Raw genomic sequence first — 9479 nt, 5'->3', positions numbered from 1 at the left:
CCACCCCGGCAGACGCCGCGGTCGGCTGAGGGACGGTGTGGGCAATGGATTTCGCAGCATTACCACCGGAAGTCAACTCACTGCGCATGTACTGCGGGCCGGGCTCGGCGCCGATGCTCGGGGCCGCGGCGGCCTGGGATCAGCTCGCCGCCGAACTGCATGCGACGGCCGCCGCGTACGACACGGTGCTGTCGGTGCTCACCGGTGACGGCTGGCTCGGGCCGGCGTCGGAGGCGATGCTGGCCGCGGCCACACCGTATATGGCGTGGATGCTCAGCACCGGAACGCAGGCCGAGGAGGCCGCCACGCAGGCGGCGGCGGCCGCGGGGGCCTACGAAGCCGCCTACGCCATGACGGTGCCGCCCGCCGAGGTCGCGGCCAACCGCGCGCAGCTACAGCTGCTGGTCGCGACCAACTTGATCGGGCAGAACACCTCCGCGATCGCGGCGACCGAGGCCGCCTACGGCGAGATGTGGGCCCAGGATGCTGCGGCGATGTATGGCTATGCCGTCAACTCCGCCTCGGCCGCGACCCTGAGCCCGTTCGCCCAGCCGGCGCCGGTCGCCGACGTGGCCGGCCTGGCCAACCAGGCGTCGGCGGTCACGGCGGCCGCCGGTAGCGACGCGGCTTCTCTGACGCAATCGGAGCTACCGCAGCTGATGTCGTCGGTTCCGGCTGCGCTGCAAAGCTTTTCGGCACCCGCTGCCGCGACGGCCGAGCCTTTCCCGGGCGCCGATCTGCTGGCCGACATCCTGAACTTCCTGGACGGCAACGACGGGAACCCGTACGGGATCTTCCTGAACTCCAGCCTGGTGAACGGGTTCGTGTCGGCCGGCTACATCAGCCCCGCCATCGTCGCTCCCGCGGTGTTCGCCGGGTTGGCCGATATCAACGCGGTAGCGCTCGGTGCGCAAGAAGGTGCGGAGGTGCCGGGGATGGGGTCGGGTGCGGGAAACGCGCTGCCGATTCCCGCGGATGCTCCTGGCAACCCCATCAGCCTTCCGCCGTTGACCGACGCCGCGACGGTGTCGATGACCACCGGCGCCGGGGTGACGGCGGCGACCAATCAGTCGGCAGTGGTGGGTCGTTTGTCCGTTCCGCAAACCTGGACGGCCGCGACCGCCGTGGCCAATTACGCCGGCACCGCCGACCCGGGCGGGGGCTGGACGAGCAATGCGGTCGCTCCCGAGGCCGCGGCGGGCATGCCCGGAGTACCCGGTGTGCCGATCGGGGGCATGTACGGCAACAACTTCGGTAATCCGCCGCGGTACGGATTCCGGCCGACGATCATGGGGCGCCCGCCGGCTGCTGGATGACAGGAGGGAGCAACCGCGAAGTTGGACCGACAGTCGTCCAACGGTTGGTCGAAGGAGGTGCCGGTATTGGATTTCGGAGCACTCCCACCTGAAGTCAACTCTCTACGTATGTACACCGGGCCCGGCTCGGCGCCGATGCTGGCCGCGATGCAGGCCTGGGACGCGATTGCCGCCGAACTGCATTCCAGCGCAACAGCATACGAGTCGGTGGTCTCGGGCTTGATCAGCGAAGGCTGGCTGGGCCCGACTGCCGCGACGATGGCGGCCGCGGTCGCGCCCTATCTGACCTGGATGAGCGTGACCGGGTGGCGGGCCGCGCAGACGGCCAGTCAGGCCGCGGCGGCAGCGGCCGCGTTCGAGACGGCATTCGCCTTGACGGTGCCACCGGGCGTCGTGGCGGCCAACCGGGCGCGCCTGATCGCACTGGTCGCCACCAACTTTCTGGGCATCAACGCGCCGGCGATCGCGGCCACCGAGGCGGAATACGCCGAGATGTGGGCACAGGACGCCACGGCGATGTACGGCTACGCCGCCAGCGCCGCAGCCGCTGCCGTGCTCACACCGTTCGGCGCACCCGACGAGACCACCAGCCCGTCGGGACCGGCCGACCAGGCCGTCGCGGTGGCCCGAGCCGCGGCGAACGATCCCGTTGGCCAACTGCTGCAGGAACTCGCCGCGCCGGCCGCACCCCTGGACATCCTTCCCCAGTCGGGCCTACTCGTCGACGTCCTGAACTTCCTGGACGGCAACGATGGGAATCCCTACGGGATCTTCCTCAACTCCACTCTGTTCAACGGGATCTTCTCAGCCGGCTACCCGGCGCCGGCTCTGCTCGTGCCCGTGGTCACCGACGCGATAGCAGACGTCAACGCGGTGACACTGGCCCAAGAGGCGGCCAACTCGATCCCGCCGGCGGGTCCCGATGCCGGCAACGCGACCTGGTCGAGCGCGACGGTCGCCCGATCGGCTACGGGCAGCGTCGCGGCCGGAGCCAACCAGGCGTCGTTGGTCGGGCGGCTGTCGGTGCCACCGAGTTGGACTTCGGCCGTCGAGGCCGGCAATCGCAGCGGCATCGGGTCAGTGCCCGGCCCGTCCGGCACGGCTGCCGCGGCCGCAACCGGCGTCCCCGGCATGCCGGGCATGCCGGTAGCCAGTCCCTACGCACGCCACTACGGCAACGGACCCCGCTACGGCGCGAAGCTGACGATAATGCCGCGTCCACCGGCCGCCGGATAACGATTTTTTCGCCGACGACGGCATCCCGAGTCCCGGCATATTCGGGTACCCGTAAGCCATATTCGGGCGGGGTATGGAATTCCTCAGCCGAATTGCACAATGCCCGGAGTTTTGAGTTGACTCGACGCGCTTGGAGTGCCACTATGGCTTTCGCATGCACCTCGCTAGGTGAGGCGTCTGCACGGACACAGGCCACTGACCTCGAACGTCGAAAGACGCCCAGGGTCAGGACAGCTCTTCCCGGCTTAAGGGTTGAGCCCAAGTGGCTTCCAGCGTTTCCGCTGGATACGCCGTGTGGTGCCAAAGCTCTGTCGAGAGGGGTGCTTGGTCCGGCTGGGCTCGTCTGCCCGCCGGACCTCATCCCTGCGTGTCGTGCGCCCGGCATCCCCGCATGCCACGACCCAGAGGAGGTGAGAGCGGAGTGAGTCCCGACGATAGTCCCTATCCGAGATCGAAGACCATTTCGTTTCGATCCGACCCGGGCATTGTTTTCGCAATCTGATCGCTGTTTCCGATAAACGCGACGAGCGCTCGCCGTCTTTGCGATGCGCTTAATTGGTGCGCGCGGAAATAACCGCAGAATTGCTATTTCGGCGACCCGAGTCGGCCCCGTTAATCGACATCTCGGGTCGCCCGGTGCCGTCACCGCGCCCGGGCGTCCCTCGACCGGCCGAGGAGGCACCGATGACCGCCGCACTGGATTTTGCCGCGTTGCCGCCCGAAGTGAATTCCGCGCGCATGTATGCCGGGGCCGGGTCGGCGCCGATGCTGGCTGCTGCGTCGGCGTGGAACGGGTTGGCTGCTGAGCTGCGTGCCACCGCGCTGGCCTATGACGCGGTGCTGTCCGCGCTGACCGGGGAAGAATGGTTCGGCCCGGCATCGGCATCGATGGCCGCCGCGGCAATGCCGTACGTGGCCTGGTTGAGCTCCGCCGCGGCGCAGGCCGAGCAGACCGCCGCGCAAGCCGAAGCCGCGATGGCGGCCTACGAAGCAGCATTCGCCGCCACCGTGCCCCCACCGCTGATCGCGGCCAACCGGGCTCAGCTGGCGGCACTGATCGCCACGAACGTCATCGGTCAGAACACTCCCGCGATCGCCGCGACCGAAGCCCTCTACCTCGAGATGTGGGCGCAGGATGCCGCCGCGATGTACGGCTACGCAGCCTCGGCGGCGGCAGCCACCGAGCTGAGCCCGTTCGTCGAACCCCAGCAGGCCACCAGCGCCAGCGGACTCGCGGCGCAGGCCGCGGCGGTCGACCAAGCGGTCGGCGGGTCAGCCGTCTCAGCGCACAGCACGCTCTCACAGCTGATGTCTGCCGTACCGGGCGCACTGCAGGGACTGTCCGGCGCCGACGGCGGTGCGGGCTTGTCGGACGTCGCGAACACGCTGCTGACCGGAACCGGGTCCTCGAGCTGGGGCGACCTTCTGGAGGTGTGGGGTCCCAACGCCAACATCTGGAACACGATCACGTCGACGGGCATTTTCACGCCGGGCTCCACCGTCGGGACCCTGTCGAGCTTGTTCGGTGCCTCGGCGATGTCCGACGTGGCCGGCACCGCCGCGGACGTCTTTCCTGCGGCGGTCGGTGAGACTGCATCGCTCGAATCCGTACGCGGGATCAGCCCGATGGCCACGGCGGCGGCCGGCAATGCCGGCAGCATAGGCAGGCTCTCGGTGCCGCCAGGGTGGACCGCGACCGCTCCGGTGGCCGGCCCGCTGCATTCGGCTCTCGGGGGGACGCCCATGATCGCCCCACCGCCGGCAGGCACCCCAGGTATGCCCGGGGTTCCGCTGGGCAACGTCGCGGGCCAGTCCTTCGGTCGGGCCGTCCCACAGTACGGGTTCCGGCCCACCGTGGTGGCCCGCTCGCCGGCTGCGGGATGACGCGGCGCGGGCGCTACCTCGACCCGTAGCGCCCTTCCCAGCAAACGGTGGTTTGCCGTTGTCGTTGCCTTCGGCGTGCCGGCGCGTCAGGGCAGTGACCACCATCACTTCACCGGTGAAACCGAGCGATCACGACTGCCTTGATGTGATCGGCGGCGTTGACGCCGAATGCAGAGCACGACGCTCGAACCGATCTCGTCTAAACGGATTTTCGTGGTCGTCGACGTTTCTTGATTTCCGTGCACACATTCGGTGCATTTATCCCGGTAAAAATTGGTTCCGTCGCAGACTTTGTATTTGCCGGTTAACAAACGTTGCGGTGAGTTCACAACCAGTCAGGCGGCGCGGAGATCCCTCGTTTACCTCGCGATTACGTCAGCGGAACGCCGCGAAAATAACTCTCCGTGAGCATATCTTTTGCCAGGCCCAAGCCTGAAGCGAATTTCACGGGGTCGAACCCTTACCGGCGCGGCGACGCTGCAGCGCACCGACACGAACACAGCCGGCAAGACATACGGGGGTGCTACGCATGGACTACGGAGCGCTGCCGCCCGAGATCAACTCCGGGCGCATGTACACCGGTCCCGGCGCCGGTCCGATGCTGGCAGCGGCACTGGCCTGGGACGAGCTGGGTGCCGAATTGCACACCACCGCAGTCAATTACGCATCGGTGATCGACGGATTGGTCGTCGGGTCGTGGCAGGGCCCGACGGCGATGGCGATGGCCGCCGCGGCCGGACCCTTCGTGTCATGGATCCACGCCACCGCCGTCCGCGCCGGGGAGGCGTCCGCACAAGCCAACGCCGCCGCCTCGGCATACGAAACCGCTTTTGTGGCAACCGTTCCGCCCCCGGTGATCGCCGCCAACCGCGCGCAGCTGTCGGTTCTGATCGCCACCAATATCTTCGGACAGAACACCCCCGCCATCGCCGCGACCGAAGCCCACTATCTGCAGATGTGGGCCCAGGACGCCATGGCCATGTACGACTACGCCGCCACGTCGGTTGCCGCCAGCCAATTGACACCGTTCACCGAGCCGCCGCAAACCACCAACGCGTCGGGCACCGCGGCGCAGGCGGCGACGACCGCTCAGATCACCGGTAACTCCGCGGCCGCGGTGTCGCTGCCCGCGGCGCTCGGTGACGATCTGGCGAACTGGAACACCATCATGGGGACCCTCACCGGCCCGTTCTCGCTGCAGGGCTGGACTTCCATTCCGGGTGGCCCGTTCTTGTCATTCGGTCAGCTCTACGCCTCCGCGCAGAACGTGCAGGGACTGCAATCCTTCTTCGCACCGGCACAACCAGTCACCGGCGCACTGGCACCGATCGCAGAGTCGATCAGTCCGCATCTGTCGTCGGCAGCAAGCCCGGCCGCGGCCACCATGGGCCGCGCGGCCCTGGTGGGCGGCATGTCGGTGCCCCAGGGCTGGACGACGGCGGCACCGGCGATGAGAGCCGTTACCGCAGCACTGTCCAGCACCTTGACCGCAGTACCCGCCGCCGCGCCGGCCGCGGAGGCCGGCGTGTTCGGACAGATGGCCCTGTCCAGCCTTGCCGGGCGCGGGCTCGCGGCTGCGATCAGCGGCTCGCGCGGCGGCAGTGCTGCCGTGGCGACGTCGCTGGACGGTGTCATCGCGGAGGCCGACCCGGCGGCAGCCATGATCTTCGTGCTCCCGCCGCTCGAGGACTGATTTCGATGCAGCTTCCAGGCAGGGGGTGACCGGGGATGTTCTACGCAGCGTTTCCGCCGGAGGTCAATTCGGGCCGCATGTACACCGGGCCGGGATCGGGACCCCTGCTCGCCGCCGCGGCCGCCTGGGACGGCCTGGCCGCCGACCTGCAGGCCACCGCCGCGTCGTATGCGGCGGTGATCGCGAATCTGACCAGCGGTCCCTGGGTGGGCCCGTCGTCGGTGGCCATGGCCGCCGCGGCGACACCGTATGTGACCTGGATGAGCGGCACCGCCGCCCAGGCCGCCCAGGCCGCGCGCCAGGCCAACGCCGCCGTCGCCGCCTACGAGACGGCCTTCGCCGGACACGTGCCGCCGGCCGAGATCACCGCCAACCGCAGTCAACTCGCCTCGCTGGTGGCGACGAACATATTCGGGCAGAACACCGCGGCGATCGCCGCGGCCGAGGCGCAGTACGGCGACATGTGGGCACAGGACGCCGTCGCGATGGACGGCTATGCGGCCTCGTCCGCGACAGCGAGCGAAGTGACCCCGTTCGTCGAGCCACCGCAGATAGTCGACGCGTCGGGGCTGGCGAACCAGGCCGCGGCGACCGGGCGGGCCGCGGGTACCTCGGCAGGCACGGCCGCGCAAACGATCCTGTCGGCCGGTAATCCGGTATCGGGGATCCTGGAAGTGCTGGCCGACCTCAGCACCGACTACACCACCACGGTCACCGGACTGCTCAACGGCCTCTTCGGGTCAAGTGGCGCATCGACTTTCACGACGCTGTACTCCGCGGTGAAGGTTCCGCTGAGTTTCAGCACCCAGTTCAACAACGTGGGGTTGCTGGCCAACTTTCCGGCATCGCAGTTCCTCAAATTCGGCCCGAAGTCGGCGTCCGCACTCGGCGAACTGCCCAAGGACGCGCTGGGCGGCGGCTTGACGCCGCACTGGGGTCGCGGCTGGCTCACCGGCGGCATATCTCCTAGCGCTACAGCCAATTTCGGACGCGGCACCCTGGTGGGAGCGCTGACGGTGCCGCCCAGTTGGACCGCCAACACCCCGGCCATCAGAACGGTTGCCGCGGCTCTGTCTGCCGCCGGACCGCAAGCTGTGCCGGCCGCCGAACTCGGGCAGGGCACCTTGTTGAGTTCGATGTCGGCGGCGGGTATGGCCGGAAGCGCCTGGGGCGCCGGCGCTTTGCGTCCGGCGACGAGTGCGCGCAGTCGCCTCAAGCCGGTCACAGACGATCTGAAATCGCCGGAGATGCTCAGGCGCATGGTTGCGCGGATCTCCGAGCGTCCGGACAGCGTCCAGCACCACACCGTGGACAAGGAGGGTCTGGACAGCCTTCTGGAACATCTGGCGAAAATGCCCGGCATCCATGCCGTGCATCTGACGAATGGTGACAGAGCCAAACTCTGACCGCCGAACGCCCGGTCAGGCTGACGAAGAGGAGAACTCGTGTCGCGAATGGTGATGGCGCCGGTGCTGGCATGCCTCATGATCGGCCTTGCTGCACCGGCATACGGCGATCCAGGCGACGACGCGGGCTTCCTGGGCGCGTTGCGTGACGCCGACATCGGCTACAGCAATCCCGGACAGGTGATCGGGTCCGCCCAAGCGGTGTGCACCTGCTTGAACAACGGGGAGTCGGGCTTCGAGCTGGTACATGACGTCAAAAAGCGCAACCCGGGCTTCAGTCTGGACGCTGCGGCCGAGTTCGCCGTCATTTCGGCCAGATACTATTGCCCACAACAGCTCGTCCGCAGCTGACCGGTAATCGGCATTTCCCACATCTATCTGTAAGAGACCCGGCGCGGCTTTGCTGGCGTCAATGGATATTTCTTCGCCGAATTAACTCGGAAAAGGAACCGCACGCGTCGAATCGCCGGCCGGAATTGCCCGCTATATACGGTCGGCAATTGCCGTTGTACCGAGGATATTCGATGCCTCCCGGGCCATGCGGTTGCTGCTTCAGGCGTGGAATCATGCGGAGCGCTATTGGGATAGCTGGTGAGTTTCGTATGAGTTCGGCAAGCCCCCCGGCGCAGTGGCAAACCCGTGATTACGATGGCTGGCACAGAGGGACCGGAGGGGAATAGATGGACTTCGGGGCGCTGCCGCCAGAAATCAACTCTGGACGAATGTATCTGGGGGCAGGATCCGGACCGATGCTGGCTGCGGCCGCCGCGTGGGACGCATTGGCGGCCGAGTTGCACTCCAGCGCAGCGGCCTACAGCTCGACGGTCGACGGGTTGGCCGTCGGCTCGTGGCACGGGCCGGCAGCTATGTCGATGGCGACGGCGGCCGCGCCGTATATCGCGTGGATGACTGCGACAGCGACGCAAGCGGAGCACACGGGCGCCCAGGCCAAACTCGCCGCGGGCGCATACGAGGCCGCGTTCGCGGCGACCGTGCCCCCGCCCGTCATCGAGGCCAACCGCGCGCTGCTGATGACGTTGATCGCCACCAACATCCTCGGGCAGAACACCGCCGCGATCGCCGCCACCGAAGCGCAGTACGCAGAGATGTGGGCGCAGGACGCCGCCGCCATGTACGCCTACGCGGCGTCCTCGGCGGCCGCTACGCAGTTGACGCCGTTCACCGAACCACCGGAGACCACCGACCCTTCCGGCGCGGCCAGGCAAACCGCGGCGGTATCCGAGGCCGCCGCTGCCTCCGAGATCCAGTCGGGATTGTCCCAACTGATGACCGCGGTGCCCAACGCACTGCAAGACGTGGGTCCGGCGGCAGCCGCTCCGGCGGCGACGACCCCCGTCGGCTCGGTGATCGAAGCGATCTACCCGTTCGCCGTCGGGATCCGGCCGTTCTTCGCTGCGATCACCGGCGCCTACAGTCCCATCATCGGGTTCGTCCTGTTCGGCGGCTGGTGGTTGTTCGCCGGGCAGATTCTGGGGCTGTCGCAGAATGCGCCCGGGGTCGCTTCACTCCTGAACTCCGGCGGGAAGCCGCTGGCGGGTCTGTCGCCGCTGCGCGGCGGCTACGTCGCGTCGGTGCCGGCGGGCGTGTCCGGCGCGATGGGGCAGTCCACGCTGGTCGGGTCGCTCTCGGTGCCGCAAGGCTGGGTGACTGCGGCACCGGTGATGCGGACCATGGCATCGATGCTGCCCGGCGCGAGCGCGGGTGCGCTTCCGGCAATCCCCGCTGCGGCCGAGGGCGGCCTGTTCGGTGAAATGGCCATGGCGAGCCTGGCTGGACGCGCGCTGGCCGGCGCCAGCATCCGCACCACCAGTAGTGGCGCCTCGAGCATCACCGGCGGCGTTGCCGCCGGTGAGGACGTCGCCACCACGGCGACCATCATCGTGATACCGGCGGACTGACCGATGACCTCAGCACACGAAAGGC

Annotated in this window: 7 protein-coding genes and 1 riboswitch; all 7 genes read left to right on the top strand. The window is 68.1% G+C overall.

From position 1 onward, the window contains the following. Positions 1-44: 44 nt before the first annotated feature. Positions 45-1316 (top strand): PPE family protein, encoded by a 1272-nt coding sequence (locus AC5Y47_RS04820; RefSeq protein ID WP_499942456.1) that lies wholly within the window; start codon positions 45-47, stop codon positions 1314-1316. 66 nt (positions 1317-1382) lie between these two features. Next, positions 1383-2552 carry a PPE family protein gene (locus tag AC5Y47_RS04815; protein WP_499942857.1) on the top strand — a complete coding sequence of 390 codons (1170 nt, stop codon included), beginning with the start codon at positions 1383-1385 and terminating at the stop codon, positions 2550-2552. Positions 2553-2705: 153 nt separating this feature from the next. Next, positions 2706-2879, top strand: a riboswitch (M-box (ykoK) riboswitch). A 357-nt stretch (positions 2880-3236) separates the two neighbouring features. Continuing rightward, positions 3237-4436 (top strand): PPE family protein, encoded by a 1200-nt coding sequence (locus tag AC5Y47_RS04810; protein ID WP_499942454.1) that lies wholly within the window; start codon positions 3237-3239, stop codon positions 4434-4436. A gap of 529 nt (positions 4437-4965) precedes the next feature. Beyond that, positions 4966-6129, top strand: coding sequence for a PPE family protein (locus AC5Y47_RS04805; protein ID WP_499942452.1), 1164 nt, complete (start codon positions 4966-4968; stop codon positions 6127-6129). A 35-nt stretch (positions 6130-6164) separates the two neighbouring features. Further along, the gene (locus AC5Y47_RS04800) at positions 6165-7535 is read left to right on the top strand and encodes a PPE family protein (protein WP_499942451.1); all 1371 of its coding nucleotides are present in this window, start codon (positions 6165-6167) and stop codon (positions 7533-7535) included. 48 nt (positions 7536-7583) lie between these two features. Beyond that, positions 7584-7886, top strand: coding sequence for a DUF732 domain-containing protein (locus tag AC5Y47_RS04795; protein ID WP_499942854.1), 303 nt, complete (start codon positions 7584-7586; stop codon positions 7884-7886). Between the two features lie 329 nt (positions 7887-8215). Then, entirely contained in the window at positions 8216-9454 is a 1239-nt protein-coding gene (locus AC5Y47_RS04790; RefSeq protein ID WP_499942449.1) for a PPE family protein, read from the top strand. Positions 9455-9479: the final 25 nt, after the last annotated feature.

Source organism: Mycobacterium sp. NGS22, from assembly GCF_059813095.1.
This window is presented reverse-complemented; position numbering and strand designations above follow the sequence as displayed.